21 protein-coding genes and 1 tRNA gene are annotated in these 23,255 nt (G+C 57.1%); 6 read left to right on the forward strand and 16 right to left on the reverse strand.

What is annotated here, in order from left to right:
- The 15 genes from N4A58_RS01705 to N4A58_RS01775 all read right to left on the reverse strand — a co-directional run bounded on the left by N4A58_RS01705 (position 1) and on the right by N4A58_RS01775 (position 16,939).
- Positions 1-930, reverse strand: a complete 930-nt coding sequence (locus tag N4A58_RS01705) for an ABC transporter permease subunit (RefSeq protein ID WP_293707326.1) — start codon at positions 928-930, stop codon at positions 1-3.
- An 11-nt stretch (positions 931-941) separates the two neighbouring features.
- Positions 942-1,865, reverse strand: a complete 924-nt coding sequence (oppB, locus tag N4A58_RS01710) for an oligopeptide ABC transporter permease OppB (RefSeq protein ID WP_293707328.1) — start codon at positions 1,863-1,865, stop codon at positions 942-944.
- Between the two features lie 60 nt (positions 1,866-1,925).
- On the reverse strand, positions 1,926-3,551 hold the full coding sequence (locus N4A58_RS01715) for a peptide ABC transporter substrate-binding protein (protein WP_293707330.1): 1,626 nt from the start codon (positions 3,549-3,551) through the stop codon (positions 1,926-1,928).
- A gap of 302 nt (positions 3,552-3,853) precedes the next feature.
- Positions 3,854-4,918 carry a glycosyltransferase family 2 protein gene (locus N4A58_RS01720; protein WP_293707332.1) on the reverse strand — a complete coding sequence of 355 codons (1,065 nt, stop codon included), beginning with the start codon at positions 4,916-4,918 and terminating at the stop codon, positions 3,854-3,856.
- Positions 4,919-4,987: 69 nt separating this feature from the next.
- Positions 4,988-5,479 (reverse strand): DUF2384 domain-containing protein, encoded by a 492-nt coding sequence (locus tag N4A58_RS01725; RefSeq protein ID WP_143095337.1) that lies wholly within the window; start codon positions 5,477-5,479, stop codon positions 4,988-4,990.
- A gap of 250 nt (positions 5,480-5,729) precedes the next feature.
- Positions 5,730-7,178: a xylulokinase gene (gene xylB / locus N4A58_RS01730; RefSeq protein WP_293707333.1), complete on the reverse strand. Its 1,449-nt coding sequence runs from the start codon at positions 7,176-7,178 to the stop codon at positions 5,730-5,732.
- Positions 7,179-7,181: 3 nt separating this feature from the next.
- Positions 7,182-8,762, reverse strand: coding sequence for an FGGY-family carbohydrate kinase (locus tag N4A58_RS01735; RefSeq protein WP_293707334.1), 1,581 nt, complete (start codon positions 8,760-8,762; stop codon positions 7,182-7,184).
- Between the two features lie 16 nt (positions 8,763-8,778).
- Entirely contained in the window at positions 8,779-9,453 is a 675-nt protein-coding gene (locus N4A58_RS01740) for an HAD family hydrolase (RefSeq protein ID WP_293707335.1), read from the reverse strand.
- A complete protein-coding gene (locus tag N4A58_RS01745) occupies positions 9,453-10,934 on the reverse strand; it encodes a mannitol dehydrogenase family protein (protein WP_293707336.1) in 1,482 nt (493 codons plus the stop codon). The genes N4A58_RS01740 and N4A58_RS01745 overlap by 1 nt, the downstream gene beginning before the upstream one ends.
- Positions 10,935-10,943: 9 nt before the next feature.
- Positions 10,944-11,717 carry an L-iditol 2-dehydrogenase gene (locus N4A58_RS01750; RefSeq protein WP_293707337.1) on the reverse strand — a complete coding sequence of 258 codons (774 nt, stop codon included), beginning with the start codon at positions 11,715-11,717 and terminating at the stop codon, positions 10,944-10,946.
- On the reverse strand, positions 11,714-12,718 hold the full coding sequence (locus N4A58_RS01755; protein ID WP_072706291.1) for an ABC transporter ATP-binding protein: 1,005 nt from the start codon (positions 12,716-12,718) through the stop codon (positions 11,714-11,716). Before N4A58_RS01755 ends, N4A58_RS01750 begins: the two co-directional genes overlap by 4 nt.
- A 12-nt stretch (positions 12,719-12,730) precedes the next feature.
- Positions 12,731-13,561 carry a carbohydrate ABC transporter permease gene (locus N4A58_RS01760; protein WP_293707338.1) on the reverse strand — a complete coding sequence of 277 codons (831 nt, stop codon included), beginning with the start codon at positions 13,559-13,561 and terminating at the stop codon, positions 12,731-12,733.
- Positions 13,562-13,571: 10 nt separating this feature from the next.
- Positions 13,572-14,438 (reverse strand): carbohydrate ABC transporter permease, encoded by an 867-nt coding sequence (locus N4A58_RS01765; RefSeq protein ID WP_293707340.1) that lies wholly within the window; start codon positions 14,436-14,438, stop codon positions 13,572-13,574.
- Positions 14,439-14,551: 113 nt separating this feature from the next.
- Entirely contained in the window at positions 14,552-15,856 is a 1,305-nt protein-coding gene (locus N4A58_RS01770; protein ID WP_293707341.1) for a sugar ABC transporter substrate-binding protein, read from the reverse strand.
- 141 nt (positions 15,857-15,997) lie between these two features.
- Positions 15,998-16,939, reverse strand: coding sequence for a sugar-binding transcriptional regulator (locus N4A58_RS01775; protein ID WP_293707343.1), 942 nt, complete (start codon positions 16,937-16,939; stop codon positions 15,998-16,000).
- Positions 16,940-17,320: 381 nt separating this feature from the next.
- On the opposite strand from N4A58_RS01775, the gene N4A58_RS01780 reads away from it, so the two are divergent.
- Together N4A58_RS01780 and N4A58_RS01785 are read left to right on the forward strand one after the other, a co-directional pair.
- A tRNA-Thr gene (locus N4A58_RS01780) sits at positions 17,321-17,396 on the forward strand.
- Between the two features lie 89 nt (positions 17,397-17,485).
- Positions 17,486-18,184: a hypothetical protein gene (locus N4A58_RS01785; RefSeq protein WP_293707344.1), complete on the forward strand. Its 699-nt coding sequence runs from the start codon at positions 17,486-17,488 to the stop codon at positions 18,182-18,184.
- A 139-nt stretch (positions 18,185-18,323) separates the two neighbouring features.
- Here N4A58_RS01785 and N4A58_RS01790 read toward each other — a convergent pair whose 3' ends face one another.
- Positions 18,324-19,607 carry an IS110 family transposase gene (locus tag N4A58_RS01790; RefSeq protein ID WP_293707345.1) on the reverse strand — a complete coding sequence of 428 codons (1,284 nt, stop codon included), beginning with the start codon at positions 19,605-19,607 and terminating at the stop codon, positions 18,324-18,326.
- Between the two features lie 134 nt (positions 19,608-19,741).
- Between N4A58_RS01790 and N4A58_RS01795 the strand changes: the two genes are divergently transcribed.
- The 4 genes from N4A58_RS01795 to N4A58_RS20890 all read left to right on the forward strand — a co-directional run.
- A complete protein-coding gene (locus tag N4A58_RS01795; RefSeq protein WP_293707347.1) occupies positions 19,742-20,254 on the forward strand; it encodes a hypothetical protein in 513 nt (170 codons plus the stop codon).
- 599 nt (positions 20,255-20,853) lie between these two features.
- Positions 20,854-22,353 (forward strand): RNA-directed DNA polymerase, encoded by a 1,500-nt coding sequence (locus tag N4A58_RS01800; protein ID WP_293707348.1) that lies wholly within the window; start codon positions 20,854-20,856, stop codon positions 22,351-22,353.
- A 253-nt stretch (positions 22,354-22,606) separates the two neighbouring features.
- On the forward strand, positions 22,607-22,855 hold the full coding sequence (locus N4A58_RS20885) for a hypothetical protein (protein WP_367176555.1): 249 nt from the start codon (positions 22,607-22,609) through the stop codon (positions 22,853-22,855).
- A gap of 244 nt (positions 22,856-23,099) precedes the next feature.
- Positions 23,100-23,255, forward strand: a 156-nt coding sequence (locus N4A58_RS20890) for a transposase (protein WP_367176557.1), incomplete at its 3' end; no start/stop codon positions are given.

Genomic DNA, 23,255 nt, shown 5'->3' on the forward strand with positions numbered 1-23,255 from the left:
TCAGCGGTCCTTCGGGTCTAGGGCATCACGCAGGCCATCGCCGATAAAGAACAGGCTGATGATGGTGACGAGGAAGAAAAACAGCGGGATGAACAGCTGCCAGATGGTGCCATAGAGGATCGTGCCCGCCCCCTCGGAAATCAGCGCCCCGAGCGAGGTTTGCGGCTCTTGGACCCCAAGACCTAGGAAGCTGATGAAGCTCTCGATCAGGATCATCAGGGGCACCAAGAGCGAGGCAAAGACGACCACAAGGCCCAGAAGGTTCGGAATGATGTGGCGCAGGATGATGGTGAACCAGCCGACACCACAGGCTTTGGCGGCCTCGACGAATTCGCGGTTTTTCAGGGACAGCGTCTGGCCGCGCACGATCCGCGCCATTTCCAGCCAGCTGATGATCCCGATGCCCACGAACAGCATAAAGAAAGAGCGTTCAACCATCACCATCAGCAGGATGATGATAAACATATAGGGGATGGCGATCATGATATCGACAAAGCGCATCATAAGCCCGTCGACCCACCCGCCGACAAATCCCGCCGTCGCCCCATAAATTGTGCCGATGGTCACGGCCACAATCGCGCCAATAACGCCGACGATCAGCGAAGTCCGGGTGGCTTGTATGGTCCTTGAATAGAGATCGCGCCCCAACTCGTCGACGCCAAAGAAGTGGCCGCTCTCGATGGACGGCGCGCCCTTTTCGGCGACCATGCCCATGACATTCCAGTCGATTTCTTCGTTCGACCAGACGGCGAAGTACGGGCCGATAATAACGAACAGCACCACGAGAAGCAGCGCAACGACAGCACCCGTGGCAGCTTTGTTCCGCAAAAACCGGCGGCGTGCATCGGCCCAAAGAGAACGGCCCTTGATATCCGCAGCCTCGTCCAAGGCTTCGGTGATCCGGTCCATACGGTCTGAATTTGTGATCATATCTCAGGCCTCTAGTAGCGGATCTTCGGGTCAAGCCACGCATAAACAATGTCGGCTATCAGATTGAAAAGAATAGTCAAAGCGCCATACAGGATCGTCACCCCCAGCATCACCGCATAGTCGCGATTCAGCGCCGCATTGACGTAGTGCAGCCCCACACCGCCGGTCGAGAAATAGAGATCAATCACCACTGAGCCTGTGATCATCGCCACAAAGGACGGCCCCAAATAGCTGACCACGGGCATGAGGGCGGGCTTCATCGCGTGCCGCCAGATGATGGTGCTGTTCGGCAACCCCTTGGCCCGCGCGGTGCGGACGAAATTAGAATGCAATACCTCCAGCATGGCGGTGCGCTGGATGCGCGCGATCGAGGCCATGTAGCTGGTGGACAGCGCGATCACGGGCATAACCACGTACTGCCATTGCCCGCCGTTCCAGCCGCCACCGGGCAGCCACCCCAGCTGCCATGTGAAGATAATCACCAATATGGGCGCCATCACAAAGTTCGGCAAAGCCTGCGCACTGAACGTCGCTCCGACGGCCAGATAGTCGACCCAAGTGTTGTGACGCAGGGCGGCAAAAACCCCCATCGCTACACCCACAATCGTCGCCACCACAAAGCTGATGGTCCCGTAGGTCAGCGTCACGGGAAAACCTTGGGCGATGATGTCGTTAACGCTCCGGTCTTTGTAGATAAAGGACGGACCGAAATCGAAGCGGGTCGCAACCCCCACCAGATAGTCCCAAAGCTGCGCATAAAGCGGTTTGTCGAGACCATATTTGGCTTCGATATTGGCCAAAACTTCGGGGGGCAACGGGCGTTCGCTGGTAAAGGGGCCACCAGGGGCCGCATGCATCATCAGAAAGCAGATGATGACCAACACCAATAGCGTCGGGATCGCGGTCAAAAGCCGCCGCAGGATGTAGTTCAGCATGTCAGAGGGATACCTATGGGCAGATGCAGGCGCCCACCCTAGGACGCCTGCTCTCAGAGATTATTCAGCGACTTTGTACAGGTTCTTGCCGTACCAGTTGCGCTCGACGTTCTGATAGGGCCAGCCCTTCAGGTCGGTGTCGATCATCATCACACCCGCATAGTGGTAGATCGGGATGACCGGCATCTCTTCGGCAAGGATCGCTTCGGCTTGGGTATACAGTTCGGGCGCGTTCTCGGCGGTTTTGGCCGACTGGATCAGCTCATCGTATTCGGTGTTCGAATACTTGCCGTCATTGTAGCCCGACGGCGTGGTCAGCAGATCAAGGAAGGTCGAGGCTTCGTTGTAGTCACCACACCATGCACCGCGCGCCAGAGCAAAGTCCTGACGGCCGCGCGTATCAAGGAAGGTCTTCCACTCCATGTTGGCAAGGCTGGCCTGAACACCCAGCTTTTGCTTCCACATCTGGCTCAGGACAACCGCCACTTTCTTGTGGTTTTCCGAAGTGTTGTAGATCATGTCAAAGGTCAGCGGATTGTCAGCGCCGTAGCCCGCTTCGGCCAGCAGTTCCTTGGCTTTGGCGTCGCGCTCGGCTTGGGTCATGTCCGCCATTGCCGATTTCGGAGGCTCGAAGCCCGCCACGGCAGCAGGCGTAAAGCTATAGGCTTCAGGCTGACCGCCCTGCATCACGTTCTCGGTAATCACCTTGCGGTCCACGGCCAGCGAAAGCGCCTGACGCACGCGGACATCTTTGAACGCCTCGGGGCCGGAATCGCTGACGTTGAAGGTGTAATAGTAGTTGCACAGCCACGGCACGCTGACCGCCTCGTCGGGGTGCTCTGCCTTCATCTTGGGATAAGTACCCGCTGGCAATTCGATCCGGTCAAACTCGCCGGCCAAATACCGCGTCAACGCTTGGTTCTGGTCGGTCACAACAAGCGTCTCGATCTTGTCGAGGATGGTGTTCTCATTGTCCCAGTATTCGGGGTTGCGAACCTGAACGATGCGCTCTCCGGGGGTATAATCCTCTAGGATAAAGGCGCCGTTCACCACGATGTTCTCGGGCTTGGTCCATTCGGCGCCGAACTCCTCAATAACCTTTTGCGGTGCGGGGAATGTGGTCGAGTGGGTGGTCATGGTCGCAAAATAGGGCAGCGACGCGGACAGAGTGACTTCGAGTGTGTGGTCGTCAATGGCCTTCACACCCAGCTCTTCTTTGGGCATCTCCCCTGCGATAATCGCCGAGGCGTTCTCGATCGACATCAGCTCCATGAACCACGCATAGGGCGAGGCCAGTTCAGGATCGACCGCGCGCTGCCATGCGTAGACAAAGTCGCTAGCGACCACGGGATCTCCGTTTGACCATTGAGCCTCGGGGCGCAGGGTAAACGTGTAAACGTTCTTGTCATCGTTGACCGAGTAGTCCAGCGCCACACCGGGCACGAGGTTCCCATCCGCATCCTGGTTCATCAGGCCTTCGAACATGTTGCGCACCATGGCCGCGCCGTCCGAGTCCTCGACCACTTGGGGGTCAAAGCTGCTGGGGTTATCGAGGGTCCAGTTGGTAAAGGTCTGGTCGGCGGCCAGCTCTTCGCCGGTTTCGGGATGGGTCGCGGCGGTGGCGGTGCCTGCGACGATCGTGCTCGCCATCATGGCCGCGAGCAGTGTGCGGGTCATATAGGTCATGTGTCCTCCAGTCGGTTTTCTTTTTATGTCCGCAACGCGGAGTGGCGGACGGCTGGACCGGAGGCATCGGATCAACGACCAGAGGCCCGCTTCGACCAATGGTCCGCTGCGCTACGATCCAAAGGGTTCCCGAGCTTTACCGATTGGTCAAGAAAGCAGATGAACAACTTTTTCGATGGAACGCTTTTGTTCTTGCGACGTCGCGTTATCCAGCGCCCTGCGCGCAATCCACGCAATGCTGCCGCAACTTTATTGCGCAGGTTTTGCAGCCTATGGTGCCGTGCGCCCCGCGCATTTGCGACTCAGGACGATAGATCAAGCGATCTGCGGTAAGCGGTCTGAAACCATTCCACCATCTGACGCGCAGATTCGGGGCTTGGGGTAGTGCTACCAGAGGCCAAAAGAAGCTGACTGAACAGCCGGTGTCCCTCTTCGGTCGTGATCAAATTCTGGAACCGTTCTTTGTGCCAAGCGACGGCAGTGTTGTGCGCCTCTGAAACACCGGCCAAGGATTTCAAGCGCTCCAGTTCTGTCGCGCGCTGCCCTGCGACGCGGTCCACATCGCTCTCGGTCGTCTCGTTGAAGTTCCGCTCGACCCAATAGGCCAGATCGATGGCCTTTTCGGTGCGGTTCGGCAGCCCGCGGTCGCGTTTGATCAAAAAGCTCTCTGCCGAGCGCAAGGAGTAATGGTTGATCTCGGCCAAATTGCGCCCCATCGGCGTCCCGAAGAGCGAGAGCCGCTTAACATTCCGAACAAACGCTTCCGGCAACCTGCGCCCTGCCCCATCCACGATGACGGGCAGACCGGCCTTCGCCTCTGCCTTTTGCTTGGGACGATGAACGCCGAATTGGTTAAAGGGCCCGTTCACACGGAAAATGGTTTTAAAGAACGTCGCCGCGACGGGCCAGAGCGCGTCCGGCCGCTGCGCCGTACGGAACTGTTCGGTCACCGGTGCATCGACAAAGCGGTTCACGCCATTCGCGCCAAACAGGCGCCACGGCAGCACCATGGCGTCGAACTCTTCAAGCACGGTGTTCAGCAAGTCCGAGAAACGCCCCTCGCCAACCTTGATGACCGGAAATTCGTCAACGTCGCAGCACAGAGCCCAATCGACCTCTTTTCGCAGGGGATGTTTCCACGCAGCCCGAAGCGCCGTCCATTGCACGCTCTCGCCCTCGGGGACGTCTTGCTTGATGTGCGTCAGAACGCCCTGATCCTGCAACAGATCAAGCAGCGCGTCACTGCCATCGTCGCAATCATTGGAGTACACCAGCAAGTCTGTGATGCCACAGGCCCGCAAATGCGCAATCCATTCGAGGAGAAAAGGGCCTTCGTTCCGCTGGGTGCTTACGCAAAGTATCCGCATGACTTGCCTGAGAAATTTCCATTTCCCCAAGCTTATCCGCGACGCGCCCCAGCGGCCAGACCAAAGGGCTTAATGCAGTAAACGGGGCCGTGTGTTAGCCGCGTCTTCGGATTTCCACATCAGGTCGTCGGACTCGTCATCCTCCCACCCTGCGAGCGCGGAGGTGATGTCTTCCATCATTTTTTCTAGCCGTGTGAGAATGTGATAGAGACCGATCATCCCCTCATGCATCACATGCTCAATCGGGCTCCGACCGCCAAAAACTGGGTCTTTTTCCGAATGTTCTGCGCAGAGCCACTCTGCCGCGGCATTGGCGCAACCGAACAGTTTCTCCAGCCGCTCTCTGATGGCATGCAGCAGGACGATCCGGTCCAGCTGGTCGCGGTTAAAGTGGACATCCGCAGCCTTCATCCAGCTTTCGTAAAGCGGTTCGGACACATCCCCGAGGATGGAACACCGCGTTTCCGCGGACATGCCAAGCCATGCCGCGTCTTGTAGGAATACGCGCCACGCCGAATTCGACACGACTGCGCGGGTCTGTTCACTCGAAAATTGTTCCAATGTCACCATCCGTCACCACAGATATCTCGAACGGAGATATCTTACCCCTTCGGATATAACGCATATCCGAGAGAATTTGAACGTCTGGAGTGGAAAATAGCCTGTTTCCACAATCAGAACTTGCAGAAAATGGTTAACCGCAACTTAAGACTTTGGCATCTTCTCACAGAGAAAGAGCATGTTTTTTCACACTCTTCCAGAGGGAGAACCCCATACATACGCAAGTATGGGGTGTGCTCGCGAATCAGTTTTATGTCATTTTGATAGCCGGCCGCAGGGACTGGAAGCGGTCAAAGGCGCTTTCGAATGCGTCTGTTAGCTGGGTTTGGGGCGCATATTCCCGTTCAATGGCTGGTCGCAGGCACACAGACTGGGGGTCAGCACCACTCTGAGCCAGCATGCCAAGCCGCGCAGCGCCAAAGGCGGCGCCATAATCGCCGTCCGCTGCGATGTGCACAGGGATGTTCAGGACCGTCGCAATCAGTTGCAGCCAATATGGGGACCGCGCGCCGCCACCGACGGCCAGCAGTGCATCCACCCGGCCTCCAGCGCTTTGAAGCGCGATCAGGTTCTCCTTGAGCGCAAAGGTGACACCCTCGATTACCGCGCGGGTCAGATCCTCGGTCTGCGCGGCATGGGTCAGGCCTGTGAAGCTGCCCTGAAGCATCGCATCGTTGTGCGGCGTGCGTTCGCCCGACAGGTACGGCAAGAAGGTCACGGAAGTTGGCGCTTGGACCTCTGTGCCAATCGCGGCGGACAGGTCAGACGCAGAGCGCCCCGTGATCCCCGCAAACCAGCCCAGAGCCGAGGCTGCGGACAGGATCACACCCATTTGGTGCCACGTGTCGGGGATGGCATGGCAAAACGCATGAACGGCGCTTTCGGCTTTAGGCAGGTAGCTGTCGGTTGCGGCAAAAACGACGCCAGAGGTCCCCAAGGACACAAACCCGTCGCCCGCGCCAATCGTCCCGAGGCCAATGGCAGAGGCCGCGTTGTCCCCAGCGCCACCCGCCACCACGGTGCCCGCCGCGATCCCCCAGCGCTGCGCGAGCTCAGCGCGCAATCCGCCAGAGGCCGCGCTGCCTTCGATCAGGTCGGGCATCTGGTCTGCACGCATGCCGCTCGCATCCAGCAGGTCAGCCGACCAGCAGCGTCCCCCAACGTCCAGCCAAGCAGTGCCGGCGGCATCTGACATCTCGGACACATGGGCACCCGTCAGCCAGAGGCGCAGGTAGTCCTTGGGCAACAGCACCTTGGCCACCTTGTCAAAAACCTCTGGCTCGTTTTCCCGCACCCAAGCGAGTTTCGGTGCCGTGAACCCGGGGAAGACGATATTGCCAGAGATCGCGTGAAACTGCGGGTCAGCGTCCAGCGCAGCTGCTTCGGCGTGGCTGCGGACATCATTCCACAGAATGCAGGGGCGCAGCACTTGATCCGCTGCGTCCAGTAGCGTCGCGCCATGCATCTGGCCAGACAGACCGATCCCCTTGACCGCTGCCAAGGCCTGACCTGCGTTGTCCTTGAGCGCTAACAAGGCCTGATCGGTCGCCTCAATCCAATCTGCGGGGTCCTGCTCTGACCAGAGCGGTTTTGGCTGCTGGACGGTCAGCGCAGCGGTCGCGCTGGCGACAACCTGTTGTGCGTCGTCCATCAACAGCGCCTTGACGCCGGATGTCCCCAAATCAATGCCGAGATACATGTCTTATACCTTTGTTAAAGTCCGCATCGCGTTTAATTCATCGCGGTGCTGCTGCATCCGGAGAAAGATCGCGTAGTCCTGATCGAAAAGATCGCGCAGCGCAGGGTTTGGGCGATAGACACGCCCATCCGTCCGCATGTGACGCACCGCAGCGATCAGATCAGGAAACAGTCCGCCTGTGACCGCCGCCAACGCCGCCGTCCCAAGAAGGACAGCCTCACCTTCGGCGGCAATCTGAATGTCGCAGCCCGTGACATCTGCATAGAGTTGTAGCAGCAGATCACTGCGCACATGGCCGCCGGTGACGTGCAGAACGCGGATCGTCGGCCCTTGGGCGCGCATGTGTTCGATGATCTGCCGCAGCCCCAAGGCCAAGGACACGGCTGCCCGCCAGTATAGCTTGCACACACTGTCAAAGCTCTGATCCATGGTCAGCCCAGAGATCACGCCGCGCATGTTCGGGTCAGCAAAGGGCGAGCGGTTTCCGTTCACATCCGGCAGGATATGGATGCCATCGGCTAGGCTCGGCCCCTCTTCGTCCAGCATCTGGCGCAGGCGCATCTCGACGCGCTGATGCGCTTCCGGAGCTTCGGTTTTATCCGGTCCGAAATTACGAAGGATAAAATCAAGCAGCGCGCCCGTGGCCGATTGGCCGCCTTCGCTGGTCCAATAGCCCGGCAAAATGGCGTCGGAATAGGGCCCCCAAACACCGCGCGTCACCCATGGGGTCCGATTGATCGACATCACACATGACGAGGTGCCCGCGATCAGGGCCAGATCAGACCCGTCGTTCAGCGTATCGCTGGGGCAATGCCCCACAGCACCCAGCGTGCCGCTAAAGGCATCGACCATGCCCGCGCTAACCTTGCAGGCGGTCGTCAGGCCCAGATGCTCTGCTGCGTCGGCGGTCAACGTCCCGACAGCGGTGCCCAAGGGGGTCGCGTGCTCTGGCAGATCCGCCTTGTCGGTGAAGTCATCCAAACCGATCTGGTTCAGGAAATCCCGTTGCCATCCACCGCGCTCTGACTGGTAGCTCCATTTCGCGGTCAGCGTGCAATTCGATCGGGCGTTCGAACCACTGGCCCGAAATGTCAGGAAGTCCGCCAAGTCATACGCCGCGCCCAACTGATCCCAGAGCTGGGGCCGACGGGTCTTGAGCCAAAGCAGCTTCGGGACCTGCTTCTCGGGAGAGAACGCACCGCCCTGGACTTGCAGCACAGGGTGGCCGGTCGCATTGCAGACCTCGGCCTGCGGGGCCGCGCGATGATCAAACCACAGGATGGTGTCCCGTCCATCAGGCCCCAGCCGCAAGGGAGCGCCGGTTTTGTCGCGCAGCACCAGAGAACAGGTGGCATCAAACCCGATCGCGACAACCTCCGCAGGATCAATCCCCGCCACAACCTGCCGCACGCAGATGCCAACCGCTTCCCAGATATTTTCAGAGGCATGCTCAGCCCGCGCGCCCTCCATCTGGTAGAGTGCGATGGGGTGGACCGCTTTGGCCAGCCGCGTGCCATCACGATCAAAAAGCGCCGCACGGGCGCTGGCTGTACCGACATCGACGGCACAAACATATTCGGTCATGTGAACGGCCCTGCCTTCAACGAATGGAGTTCAATGTTGCAACCAAGTCGGACATAGTTTCAACCACTCCATTCGGTACTAAAACTTCGGCCTGTTCACGAAGGCGCGCGGGCGCCGCATGGCCCCCGCCCACAAATGCAATAACACGCATACCAGCACTCTGGGCTGCCTTGATCCCTGCGGGGCTGTCCTCGATCACAACGCAATCTTTGGGATCGACCCCCATTTTCTCGGCCGCATACAGGAACAGATCCGGCGCAGGTTTGCCGCGGCTGACCATGCTGGATGAGAAGATATTGGGTGAGAATTTCTGATAGAGGCCGGTGATCTGGAGCGAGGTCTTGATCCGGTCCGGCTGACTTGAGGACGCGACGCAGACCGGGCAGTCAATCGCATCAATCGCCCCCGCCACATGTTCGATCGGCGACAGCTCTGCACGGAACCGCGCATAGAGCCGTTTGCGCATCTCCTCGAGATGCGCGTCGTTCAAGGTGATGTCCTGCTCGTCCTGCAGTGTTCGGGCGATCGTAGTGATCGAGCGCCCGAGCAGTTGTTCGTAGCCTTCGGCTTCGGTCAGATGACAGCCCTGCTCTGCCAGAACCTCGCGCATGACGGACAGCGAAATCGGCTCGCTGTCCACCAATACGCCATCGCAATCAAAGATCACGAGGCGAGGCTCCAGCTGCCCCATCACAGGGGCTGGTCCTCTAGATACTTGGTCAGAACCGCTGCAGTGCCGTCGGTCCACAGCGCATTGAGCGCCGCAGCGAACGCGGTGGAGAACGCTTCGTTCTGCGCTAGATCACCGTAAACGGTGGGCAGACCGGTCAGCCATTCCTGCGGGTCGTCCTTGGCCTTGGCCGAGGTTGCGACCAGCATGTCCCAGTTGGGATCGTTGGGTTCAATCACCGCACCGCTTTCGCTGGTGCCATAGCAGTACCGGCACCAAAGCGCGCTTTCCAGCGCCAGACCGGTGATGCTGCCCCCACGGGCCAGCGCGTCGCGGATCTGCGGCACAATGAACTTGGGCTGGCGGTTCGAGCCGTCCAGACACAGGCGTCGGATGGTGTCGCCGATCTTGGGGTTCGAGAACCGGCGATCAATCAGCTTCTGGTACTCGCTAGTAACGGTGTTCGGCACCGGAGGCACGCCCGGCAGGAACTCCTCGGCGGTCAGCTTCGCGAGGTAGCCGTTGATGAGCGGATGCTCCATCGCCTCGTGCACGAAGTGAATATCCAAGAGGCCGCCCGGATACGCGATTGCTGCGTGGCCACCGTTCAGGATGCGGAGCTTCATCAGCTCGAAGGGAGCAACATCCTCAACGAATTCAACGCCAACAGCCTCGAGCTCTGGACGGCCCAGGGGGAAGTTGTCTTCCATCACCCACTGGATGAAGCCTTCGCAGAAAACGGGCCAGCCGTCCTGCACACCGTATTCGTCGGCCGCGATCTGACGCTCGCGTTCCGAGGTTGCGGGGGTGATCCGGTCCACCATCGAGTTCGGGAACGCCACATTGGCGACGATCCATTCGGCAAAGGCGGGGTCGGAAAGTTTCGCGGTGCCCACCACGGCATTGCGGGTGACGTTCCCGTTATGCGGAATGTTATCGCAGCACATGATGGTGAAGGGCGCGTGGCCAGCGTCGCGGCGGGCCTTCAGGCCAGCGACGATCATGCCGAACACGGTTTTGGGGGCATCTGGGTTCGCACCATCATGGGCGATCGCCGGATGGGTCGGATCAAAAGTGTCCGTCGCATCGAGGAAATAGCCGCCTTCGGTGATGGTGGTGGACACGATGCGGATCGCAGGATCGGCGAGCTTGGCGATGATCGCCTGCGCATTCGCGGGCTCCAGATAGTCGACCATCGAGCCAATGATCTGCGCGCCGCTGCTGTCTTTTTCCTGCTCGACCAGCGTGGTCAGCCAGTCTTGAGCTGCCAGCACGTCGCGGGCACGCTTGTCGCCCTCCATGACGCCTGCGCCGACAATTGCCCAATCGTGGCCTTTGCCCTGATTGAACAGCTGGTGCAGGTAGGTCGCTTGGTGCGCACGGTGGAAGTTGCCTACACCGAAATGCAGGATGCCGCCGCTCAGGTCAGAGCGCGCGTAGGACGGTTTGCCGATGGTCTCGGGCAGTTGGTCCAGTGTGTTCAGTGAGAGGGGGGTAGCCATGTCGGGGCCTCAGCTCATCCAGTTGCCGCCGTCCACGTTGTAGGTCTGCGCCACAACATATTCAGCATCATCACTTGCCAAGAAGACCGCCATTCCGGTCAGGTCTTCTGCGGTCCCCATACGGCCAAAAGGAACGGCCTCGCCGACCTCTTTCTTCTTCTGACCGGGGGCCTTGTTTTCATACTTCGCAAAGAAGGCGTCTACGCCGTCCCAGTGTTCGCCATCTACCACGCCGGGGGCGATCGCGTTCACGTTGATCCCGTGCTGGATCAGGTTCAGACCCGCAGATTGGGTCAGGCTGATCACAGCCGCTTTGGACGCACAGTAAACCGCGACAAGGCTTTCTCCGCGGCGGCCCGCTTGGGACGCCATGTTGATGATCTTGCCGCCCTGCCCGCGCTCGATCATGTGGCGTGCGACCGCCTGCATGGTAAAGAGCGTACCGGAGACGTTGATCGCAAAGACCTTGTCGTAATCGTTACGGGTAATTTCGTCGATGGGCGCCGCGGTAAAGATCGCGGCGTTGTTGATCAGAATGTCGATCCCGCCAAGCTGGGTCACAGCCTCGCGGACGCACATATCGATGCTGTCCTGATTGGTGACATCGATAGGAAGGGCGATAGCGCCCTCCCCGATCTCGGCGGCGGTTTTCGAAGCCGCCTCGAGATTGATGTCCGCAATCACCACACGCGCGCCTTCGGCCACGTAGCGTTCGGCGAACGCACGGCCAATGCCGCGCGCCGAGCCTGTGATGATGGCTGTTTTTCCGGCCAGACGTGTCATTCGAACCGCAGCCCCTGCGCGTCGAACTTGTGCACTTTGTCCATTTCAGGGGTCAGGTACACGGTGTCACCGTGGCGCAAGCTGAATTCGCCGTTCACGCGGACGGTAATGGTTTCAGCCAAGCCAGAGTCATGCACGTGCAAGAAGGTGTCAGACCCCAGATGCTCGGCCACGCCGACTTTACCGCTCCACATGCCATCGGTTTCCGACGCAGTGATATGCTCGGGGCGGATGCCGATCGTCTCCGCGCCATGCTGCTGCGCGACAGCCCCTTCGATGAAGTTCATCTTGGGCGAGCCGATGAAGCCAGCCACGAACTTGTTGCGGGGGGCGCGGTACAGTTCCAGCGGGCTGCCGACCTGTTCAATGTGACCTGCGCGCAGAACAACGATCTTGTCCGCCATGGTCATCGCTTCGACCTGATCGTGAGTCACATAGATCATGGTGGTTTCCAGCTGGTTGTGCAGCTCGGAAATCTCCAGACGCATGTTCACACGCAGCGCAGCGTCAAGGTTCGACAGAGGTTCGTCGAACAAGAAGGCGCTGGGTTCGCGGACAATCGCACGGCCGATGGCCACACGCTGGCGCTGGCCACCCGACAGCTGACCCGGACGACGGTCCAGATAGTCGGTCAGGTTCAGAGCTTTGGCCGCGGCTTCGATGCGCTTCTTCTGCTCAGCCTCATCGACACCCGCCATTTTCATGGGGAATGCGATGTTCTTGCGCACCGACATGTGGGGGTACAGCGCGTAGCTCTGGAACACCATGGCCAGTTTGCGTTTGGCGGGCGGCAGGTTGGTCGCGTCTTCTCCGTCGATGCGGATCTGGCCGCTGGTGACATCTTCGAGACCGGCGATCAGGCGAAGCAAGGTAGACTTACCGCAGCCCGACGGGCCAACAAACACTACGAATTCACCGTCATTAATGGTCAGGTCCAAAGGCGGGATGACATTCACATCGCCAAAGCTTTTGGTGACCTTATCAAGCGTAATACGTCCCATAATGGTTATTCCTTATTTCACCGCGCCAAAGGTCAGGCCGCTGACGAGTTGCTTCTGGCTGAACCAGCCAAGGATGAGGATCGGCGCAATGGCCATGGTCGAGGCCGCGCTGAGTTTTGCGTAGAACAGGCCCTCGGGGCTGGAGTAGCTGGCGATGAACGCTGTCAGCGGAGCCGCTTTGGCTGCGGTCAGGTTCAGGGTCCAGAAGGCTTCGTTCCAAGCGAGGATGACGTTCAGCAGCAGGGTCGACGCGATGCCGGGGATGGCCATGGGCGTCAGGATGTAAATCACCTCTTCCTTCAGCGATGCGCCGTCCATGCGGGCTGCCTCGAGGATCTCGCCGGGGATCTCCTTGAAGTAGGTGTAGAGCATCCAGACGATGATCGGCAGGTTGATCAGCATCAGCACGATCACGAGGCCGATCTTGCTGTCGAGGATCCCCATTTTGATGAACAAGAGGTAGATCGGGTAGAGAACACCCACCGCCGGCAGCATCTTGGTCGAGAGCATCCAGAGCAGGATGTCTTTGGTTTTCTTCGACGGGACAAAGGCCATCGACCAAGCTGCGGGGACCGCGATGATGATACCAAGGATGGTCGAGCCACCGGCGATCACGATCGAATTCCACAGATACTTGCCGTAGTCCGAGCGCTCCATCACCACTGCGTAGTTTTCAAGCGTCCAGTCGAAGCCAAGGAAAATCGGTGGATCTGCAATGGCTTGGGCTTCGGTCTTGAAGCTGGTGAGAATGGTCCAGAGGATCGGGAAGAAGATCAGAAGACCAATACCCCACGCGATCGCTGTGTTGATGATCTTGCGATTTGTTGTCACTGCGCGTGCCATGATGTCCTCCTCACGCGTCCAGGTTCTTGCCGACGATGCGCATCAAGAAGATCGCAACGATGTTGGCCAGAATGATTGCGTAGACACCACCCGCAGAGCCCAAGCCAACGTTCTGGCTTTCCAGAACACGCTGGAAGATCAGGTAGCTGAGCGTCTTGGTGCCGAATGCGCCGCCTGTGGTCACAAAGATCTCTGCAAAGATCGACAGCAGGAAGATGGTCTGGATCAGGATCACAACGGTGATCGCGCGGCCAAGGTGCGGCAGGGTGATGTAGGCGAAACGCTTGGGCGCCGAGGCCCCGTCCATTTCCGCCGCTTCGAGTTGTTCACTGTCCAGCGACTGGATCGCAGTCAGCAGGATCAGGGTCGCAAAGGGTAGCCACTGCCACGACACGATGGTGATGATCGAGGTCATCGAGGCTTTGCTCAGCCACTCCACCGGCTGCGCGCCGAAGAATTCCCAAAGGTATGACAGCAGGCCATAGTTCGGATCCATGAACATGTTCTTCCAAACCAGCGCGGACACGGTGGGCATGACAAAGAACGGTGCGATCACAAGGATCCGGACAATACCCTGCCCCCACATGGGCTGGTTCAGCAGGATCGCGAGGAAAATCCCCAGCACAACGGTGATCAACAGAACACCGCCCACAATGGTCAGCGTGGTCACGACCGAAGGCCAGAACGAGCTGGACGTCACAAAACGGACGTAGTTCTCAAAGCCGACCCATCCCAGATCGCCGCCCCGCATGGGCAGATATTTCTTGAATGAAAAATAGAGTGTCATGGTCAGGGGGACGAGCATCCACCCCAGAAGCAAGATCACCGCTGGCGCCATCATGAGGCGCGCCGCTGATCTGGAATGCTGGGTAGCCATTGGCCACACCTCCTCTGTTCACGGCAAAGAGCCGATGCACATGAACGTTAACTTATAAGGTAAAAGGGTGTGGGGGCGGCCGATGCAGCCGCCCCCTTTAGATCATGGAAGGCTTAGCGGTAGCCAGCTGCTTCCATTGCGTCGTTGGTGATGGCTTGTGCCTTCTCCAGAGCTTCGTCAACCGACTGCTGACCAGCATAGACAGCCGAGAACTCCTGGCTCACTTCGGTTGCGATACCGGCAAATTCGGGGATCGCTGCGAACTGAACGCCAACATAGGGGCTCTCTTCGACGGTCGAGTTGTTCGGATCAGCCGACAGGATCGAGTCCAAGGTCATCTGAGCGAAGGGAACTTCCATGTAGTTGGGGTTCTCGTACAGCGAGGTACGTGCGCCCGGAGGCACGTTTGCCCAACCTTCGTTCTCTGCGACCAGCTCGATGTAGTCTTTCGAGGTTGCCCACTCGATGAACTGCTTGGCAGCGTCTTCTTTCTGCGAACCTGCGGGGATCGCCAGCGCCCATGCCCACAGCCAGTTAGACCGCTTGCCAAGACCGGTGTCAGGTGCCAGCGCAAAGCCGACGCTGTCTGCAACGGTCGAGTCGTTGGGGTTGGTCACAAAGGATGCCGCAACAGTTGCGTCGATCCACATGCCGCACTTGCCCTGCTGGAACAGCGAGAGGTTCTCGTTGAAGCCATTGGTCGCGTAGCCTGCGGGGCCGCTCTCGTTCATCATGCCGACGTAGAACTCAAGGGTGTCTTTCCACGGCTGGGTGTCGAACTGAGCGTTCCAGTCCATGTCGAACCAGCGTGCGCCGAACGAGTTGGACATCGCGGTGATGAACGCGCCGCCTTCACCCCAACCGGCTTTGCCGCGCAGGCAGATGCCGTTGATGTCGTTTTCGCGATCGGTCATCGCAGCCGCCGCTTCGCGGATGAAGCTCCAGGTGGGGGCTTCGGGCATTTCCAGACCGGCCTTCTCCATCAGGTCGGTGCGGTACATGATCATCGAGCTTTCGCCGTAGAACGGTGCCGCGTAGAGCGTGCCGTCGTGGCTCAGGCCGCCTGCCATTGCGGGCAAGATATCGTCAACGTCGTACTCTTCGGACAGATCATCCAGCGGGACCAGCCAGCCGTTCGCACCCCAGATGGGGGTTTCGTACATGCCGATGGTCATGATGTCGAAGGCACCGCCCTTGGTCGAGATGTCGGTGGTGACGCGCTGACGCAGAACGTTCTCTTCCAGAGTGACCCACTCAACTTCGTGACCGGTTTTTGCGGTGAAGTTATCGGTCAGACCCTGCATGCGGATCATGTCGCCGTTGTTCACAGTCGCGATGGTGATGGTTTCTGCATAAGCGGCCGAAGCAAAGGCAACGGTTGCGCATGCGCCAAGAAGAGCGCCGTAGGTGCGTTTCATATTATTCCTCCCAAATCGGGCATCTGCCCTTTCAGTGAGCAAATACTCATACGACCTGAGGTACGATGTCAACAAAAGAAAAAGCGACCGCCGACAAAAACGGCGATCGCTCGAAGATTTTTAGAATTTTTGTTAGCGCTGTCAGGCCAGCATCTCTTTCGCCGTCACCTCGTCGGTGACAAGTCCGTTCACCAATCCACCACGGATTGCACCGAGAATCGCGGGCAGCTTTGTCACGCCGCTGGCGGCAGCAATTGTCAGTCCTGATTCGAGCGGCGTCGAACACACACGATCGTTGGTCAGCCCCTCCAGAAGGCGGCCCTCCGCGTCAAAAGTCCAACCTAGGATTTCGCCCACAGCACCCTTATTTTGCAGTGCAGCAATCGTCTCCAGTGGGACAAAGCCGTCGATCCGCAAAGGTGCCACGTCTGAAATCGCACCGATCCCGACGAACTTCACATCCGCCCGCGCAGCAAGGTTCCGCGTGCTGGCGATCGTCTTCTGTCCCAGCAGCATTTCCTTCTCTTCGACCGTGTTCGCGATGACGGGTGTGGGCAACGGATAGGTGGCAGCGGACACTTTCTCGGTCATGGTGAACAGCACGTTGTAATACGCGGTCGAGCCATCCGGCGCGATGTTCCCCGTCAGCGACACGATCCGGTGCTGACGGCAATCTACGTTGGGCAAATGCTCAACAGCTGCGCGTAATGTTCGCCCTGTCCCTAGGCCAATGACCAAAGGCTCGGGACGGTTGAGCCAGCTTTCGATCACGTCTCCGGTCGCAAAAGACGTTGCGGTCGACGTGGCCGCTGCGTCCGCGACAAACGGAACCACCTCGCAAAATTCGAGCCCGAAGCGATCCTGTAATGCTGTCGCCAGATCCAAGCATTTTGAGATCGGGTGATCCACCCGCACCTTGACCATGCCCGATGACATGGCCTGACTGACCATACGCTGTGCCGACTGCCGCGACACGCCAAGCTCGCTAGCAACTTCGTCCTGCGTTTTACCCGCAATATAGTAGAGCCATGCCGCGCGAGCGACATCATCCAACCGTTTTTGGGTTTTGTTATCTGCGGACATAGCGGTGTTCCCGAACTTCGTTGGCGGATAGCTAAAGCACATGGGAACAGGGGCTTGCAACAAATTCACAGGTCGGCAGCCCTGTTTTCACCGTGCTCTGTTACCAAATGTGGGGTTCAATTTGCATTGATAATCGAGCCCCGCCCCCTTCTCAGAGCCCGCTGGCCTATCGAGGGACGACATGCCACTACGAGGTCCGGAACGGCAGGCCGGTCGCCCACACCACCAATTCCGGCTGAAACGCCGAAACTTAGAAGCTTTCCGTTCTATCGCAGAGGGTTATGCGCAGAAGGCACCCCGACAGCTTGGCGAAAAATTTCCTCGCAAATCGCGAAAATCGTCTTGCACAGTCTGAACAGCCCATTTAAACGATCCCCCAGTGCCCCTATAGCTCAGCTGGTAGAGCAACTGATTTGTAATCAGTAGGTCCGCGGTTCGAGTCCGTGTGGGGGCACCACAATTCCCAAACAAGCCACTGTTTTCATTGGAATACAGATACTTGCGTTGCGTTCCAGGACACTTCTTGGGACACTTATGGGACACAAAATGGCTATAGTGATGAAGATGAAGTACGTAGACGAGTTGTCTGGCGGTCGGAAACGTTTCAGAAGACGTTGGCCCAAAGACGTTGCAGACAAGCGCGGTGAGACCGTGTTCCAAAAACCCTTCACAAGCACAGATGGCAGAGCGTTCCTGCTTGAGCACGAGCAGTTTGTGGCTGAATTTGATCGTGAGGTATCCCAGAAAAGGCTGACTGCGGACGAGTGGGAACGAACATCTCCTACAAAGAAATTCAGGGCCGCAAAGCGTGAAGCTGCAAGGTTGTGGGCAGGGTCTAGCGGAGACGAATACGGAATCGAGTGTGCTTTGGCTGAACATGCAATCGAGACTGGAGACAACTTTCTGTACAGGGCCATCATGGACCCAAACGCGCCTGAGCCGGAAAAGACCCTCGCAGATGCCTTCGATCTCTATATCGACGAGAAGCTTGACAGCAGCAGCGGCCGCAACGCACGCAACCGAATTGAACGAGTGAAGAAGCGTCTAGATGCTGCGATTGGCAATCTAGCAGAAATCCCCCTTAAGTCTCTAAAGCGGGAACACGGAAGGGCTCTTCAGGCTCACCTCAGGTCTGCCACGAAGAAGAACGGAGCTTCATTGTCTGTGGCGACAACGTCCTATGTCAGGAAATTTTGGCTGTTTAGGTCAGCAGGTCGATTGGCATCCAAGGAACGGATACCATGATAAGGTTGCCCAGACGGGCTCTGCCGTCAAGAAATGATCTCATCCATAGCAAACACAGGGTACGCGCGCTGGCGGCCCTCACCGTCCTTAATACGAGATCCCAAATCCCAAGCAGAAGGCCCGAACATTATCTACGAGGTCAGATTGACTGCCTCCACGGCTCAGTCAGAGAGAGGTCCTTCCGCCTGGGCTCAACCCCCTCAAAGAAGGGGCGATAGGGTGTGCCGTGATTGACCACGGCGTGTACTGTGCGCGCCATTTTAGCCGCGATCGCGGTGTAGGCTTTGCGGCGCAGATGAGCGTTGTGTCGGTCCTTTGAGATATAGCGTTCGAATTTGTCTCGGAAGCTGTTGGTCTTGGTCAGGACTGCCGTCTGGCCCGCCATCCAAAGTGTGCGGCGCAGTCGGGCATTGCCGTACTTCGAGATCCGGCTCCGGCCACGGAACATGCCGGACTGCACAGTGGCGAGGTCCATGCCGCAGAATTTTAGAAACTGCCGATGATGCCGAAAGCGGCGCAGGTCTCCGGCTTCCGCCAAGATGGTCATAGCATTGATCGGCCCGATGCCGGGGATGGTTGTCAGCAGCTGATAGTCCGGCAGATCGGAGAGCAACTCGACTGACCGAGCCTCGATCTCGTTGCGCTGGCGGACAAGGCTTCTGCCTTCGGCAATCACCATTCGAAACATGCGCACAGCATCGGAATCCGGGTCGACAGGCAAACCAACCGAGGTGACAGCCGTGGCGTAAATGTCTGAAAGAAAACGCTCTTTATAGACCTTTTTGCCAACCACCTGCCAGGCATCCGCGATGAAGTCATCCTGACTCATGGCTGTGATCATTGTCGGCGTCGGATACTTCTCGAGGAAGGCCAGGAACCAGTCGGTCCGGGAGCTACGATGAAACCGTTCAGCCTCAGGAAAATAAAGCGGCAGGTAGTGCGTCAGAATGCGGTGCCAGAGCTCGGTCTTCGAACGCGAAACGATCTCGTGCGTCTTCGATAGTTCCTGAATATCGGCAGTCCCGACGACCAGCGGGTCATGAAAGAATTGCACGGCACCAATCTCCAGCATGTGCAGGATGACCTGCGCATCCTTCGGGTCGTTCTTGTCCCAACTGTTGTGCAGAGCCTCCCGTGTTCGGGCAAGGGCGACCGAGGAGACCAACTTCAATTCAAAGCCGGCTTGGCCAAGATGGTGGGCCAACGTTCGGTGGTAGTTGCCGGTCGCCTCGAACCCGATCCGCACCGGCAGACCATAACTGGCAAGAGCCTCAGACAGGCGTTGGAAGTCCTCCAGTGTGTTCAGGATCGTCATGCGCCGACGACGCTTCTTGCCCGGCACCCCGATCAGTACCTCATGGCGGTGTTTGGAAATGTCGATGGCGACAAGCACAGTCGCAGTGGTAGAATGGTTGACGGTCATAGTCGGTCTCCTCAGCGGTGTGGTTCTGCAAAACCATTGTTGAGACCTGAGACCGGTTATGGCCACACGCTGCGCTATTTGAGGGCTACGCGAGTGGCCATAACCTAAAAAACAGCGCTTCTTCCCGACGTGCTATGGAAAGGGAACTAAATTCCATCAAGGCTATCGTGCAGTTTGGATTGATAGAATTCGACCTAGCGGCCAGCGTAACCAACCCATTCCAAAAGCTCGACATGGGTGCACGCGGAGTTGCTCCTGTTGTGCAAAGAGATGCCAGAGACCCTCTACCTGCTAACGTCATTGAGGGCGTACGGAACCAGCTTCAGCTTGAGAGCAAGCGTCCAGAACTCTCTCTTATATGGAGACTGCTTGAAGGAACAGGATGCAGACCGAGTGAGGTTTCCGGGCTTAGAGTATCTGATGTCAGGCTCGATCACGAAATTCCCCACATCATCATCGCATGGCATGAAGACCGAGGAGTGAAAACCGAGTCGAGCCACCGTTCCATACCGCTCGTCGGGGACGCTTACACGGCAGCTGTAGAGGCCTTACGGAAAGCCGAAGGTGGAACTTTACTCTTCCCCCGCTACTCGGGTCAGAACGGCCCAGACAGGCTCTCCTCTATCCTGAACAAGCATGTTGATTGATTTACCGACAACCCAAACCACGTCCCCTACTCTCTTCGCCATAACTTCAAGAACAAGCTAATGGCGGCTGGCGTCGACAGCAGAGTAGAAAATAGACTGATGGGTCACTCGGCGGGAAACCTTGGAGACCGTGTCTATGGATCTGAAGAAGCTTGGTTAAGGCTGGCGGCACAAGCCATGAAAAGCGCTATCACATGACCCTCGCATTGCACTTCAATGCTCACCGTATCAGGCTAATCGCCGCTGCGGTGGGGCTCTAGGTTCGAAGACAGGAGGGGTCTCCGAGTAGACAAGATGCGCTACAACTCATTGTCTTCACATATAAAAAAATATTTCTCGTGGTGTATGCTCTCGTAGAGTTCGGTACACCACACAGGCCGCGACCATTTCTATACTCTCCACCGCGCCTCGGTGCTACCGGTCTTAGCACCGACCAACTTGCCCCAGATTTTAATACATTAAGGATGCGCATATCTCATCTCAGTATAAAATAATTTCGTTAGAATCTCTGACAAGTTCGCCCGAGAAAACCGCATTGCACAATGTCATCACTGGAAGTACGGTATTTTGCGAAATATTGATTTCCTAGGCATCTCGAATTGACCCGAATTATTGACCTCAATGCCAACGAAGCTAAGAAACACTTTTTAAAGGGCAGTAGCTACTTCAATGGTGACTTCCCGAACTACATTAGTTTTGAGCCAATACTAAAAGAAGTAGATACAGTTCTATCGGGTGGCAACTTCAACGGGCACAAAAATTCAGATCCTAAGCTATTACCAGGAGTTAACTATAGCTTTGTTGCAAACAAAGACGGGCGATTCGCTTGGCGTCCTTATGAATTAATGCACCCCGCGATCTATGTTTCGTTGGTTAACTCCTTATGCTCTGACGAGCACTGGGAGCTCGTGACTTCGAAGGTGGCATCATTTGAACGTGGCATAGTCACCTGTTGTAGCGCGCCGTTAATATCAACTGACATTCAATCCGATCAAGCGGCTCAGGTACGCAGTTGGTGGCAATCTGTAGAGCAGAGGTCCATAGAGCTATCACTAGAGTTCAGTCACATTTTACACACTGACGTAACTGATTGTTATGGCTCTTTATACACTCACAGCATTGAGTGGGCGCTAGATGGATATGAAAATTCCAAGAAAAACAAAAGAAAGAAAAATAATCTTATTGGATCGACAATAGATAGCTACATTCAATCAGGCCGCTACGGTCAGACCAATGGTATTTCACAAGGTTCGGTCCTTATGGATTTCATTGCCGAAATTATTCTTGGCTATGTCGATGAGCTAATCACCTATGAACTTTTGAGTGCCAATGACTTCAGGATTCTGAGATATCGGGATGATTATCGTATATTCACAAACAGCGATGTGCGCGCAGAGGAGATTCTAAAAGTTATCAGTGATAAACTGAGAATCGTTGGGATGCGTCTTGGAGTTTCAAAAACCTTCATCAGCACAAATGTTGTAGAGGGATCGATCAAGCCAGACAAGCTGGCAGGAATAGAGCTTCAGGATCTGGGCACATCGAACGCGCAAACTCTTCAAAAGCAACTTCTCCGACTACATTCTTTTGGACGGCGTTTTCCGAACAGCGGTGCACTTAGAAGACTGATTGGTGAACTTCACAGCAAAGTCGTCACCCAAACGGAACACCCTGAGGACCTTGAGGTACAAGTAGCGATTGCGACTGATATCGCAGTTGTTTCGCCCCTGACCTTCCCGGCCGTCGCAGGGATATTAAGCCATTTAATTTCACTCGCACCTGGCAACCAAAAATCGGGGCTGTGGAATAAGGTGCATGTAAGAATGCAAAAAGTGCCGTATAATGGCTATCTAGAAGTTTGGCTTCAAAGGGTGACCAAGCCTGAAGCGGTTGCGATTGAATATGAAAGCAAAGAGCGTTTGTGCCAGATCGTCAATGGTGGGCAGGTAGAGCTTTGGGAAAATAGTTGGATTTCAAATAAGCAACTCATCGCCGCGCTAGACCCGTCGAAGATCGTTGTGAATGACGCAACTAAATCTCCCGAGGTTATGGCGCCTTCGGAGGTAGAGCTTTTTAAGAAGAATGCTTGGCAGTACTAAAATATCTCGGTGATCTAGCTTGTGTGGAAGGGCGACCACTGAAAAATTTAAAAAAATTTGGGTCACGAGATTGCAACTATCGCTCAAAGGTTTTTTCCCCGTACCCCCTCCTCAATCTTTGCCTGACGTTCGCAAAGGCATACCTCAGCGGACACCTAAAGACCGCGCCACTAGGGTGTTCGTACGGGTTGGCTTCAGTCTACGGCCACCAATATCAACGGTCACTACCTTACCGAACAGGCTTACCACAGGTATGACCGATGTCTCAAACCTTGCTCTACGCCCGCGTGTCCAGCGCAGACCAGACCCCTGGCCACCAGAAGAGCCAGGCGGAGAAGCAGGCTTCAAGATCGACAACGTGGTGGAAGACCTCGGCGTATCTGGCATCTCCACCAAACTCACGGAACGCCTAGAGGGCCACAGGGTCGACGACATGTTACACGCAGGTGACACCCTCGTGGTTCGCTGGGTGGATGCCTGTGACGCAACTACGAGGACCTGACTGCAAACATACGGGGCTTCACGGAGCGGGGCCTCATCATCCGCACCGTCATCAACAGCATAACCTTCGACGGCTCCACCTCAGATCCGATCCAGGCCGCCGTACGGGACGCTCTGATTGTCTTTATGGTTGCTTAGGCCTAGCGTAACGGCTCCATTGGGACCACCTGCCTGAGTTGGGTCTGATGTCTTAAGCTATGTCATTATTGGCGTCGTTACCGACGTCGTATGATGCAAGGCTTAAGATGCGACAGGAAGTTATTATCGGGGTCGAACGTCGGCGCCGCTGGCGGGATGAAGAGAAGCTGGCCATCCTGGACGAAGTTGGCGTAAACGGCGCCACTGTTTCGGACGTTGCACGGGCGCATGATATAACCCGTCAGCACATCTACCAATGGCGA

The organism is Donghicola sp. (assembly GCF_025210255.1).
In the GTDB taxonomy this organism is placed as follows: domain Bacteria; phylum Pseudomonadota; class Alphaproteobacteria; order Rhodobacterales; family Rhodobacteraceae; genus Donghicola; species Donghicola eburneus.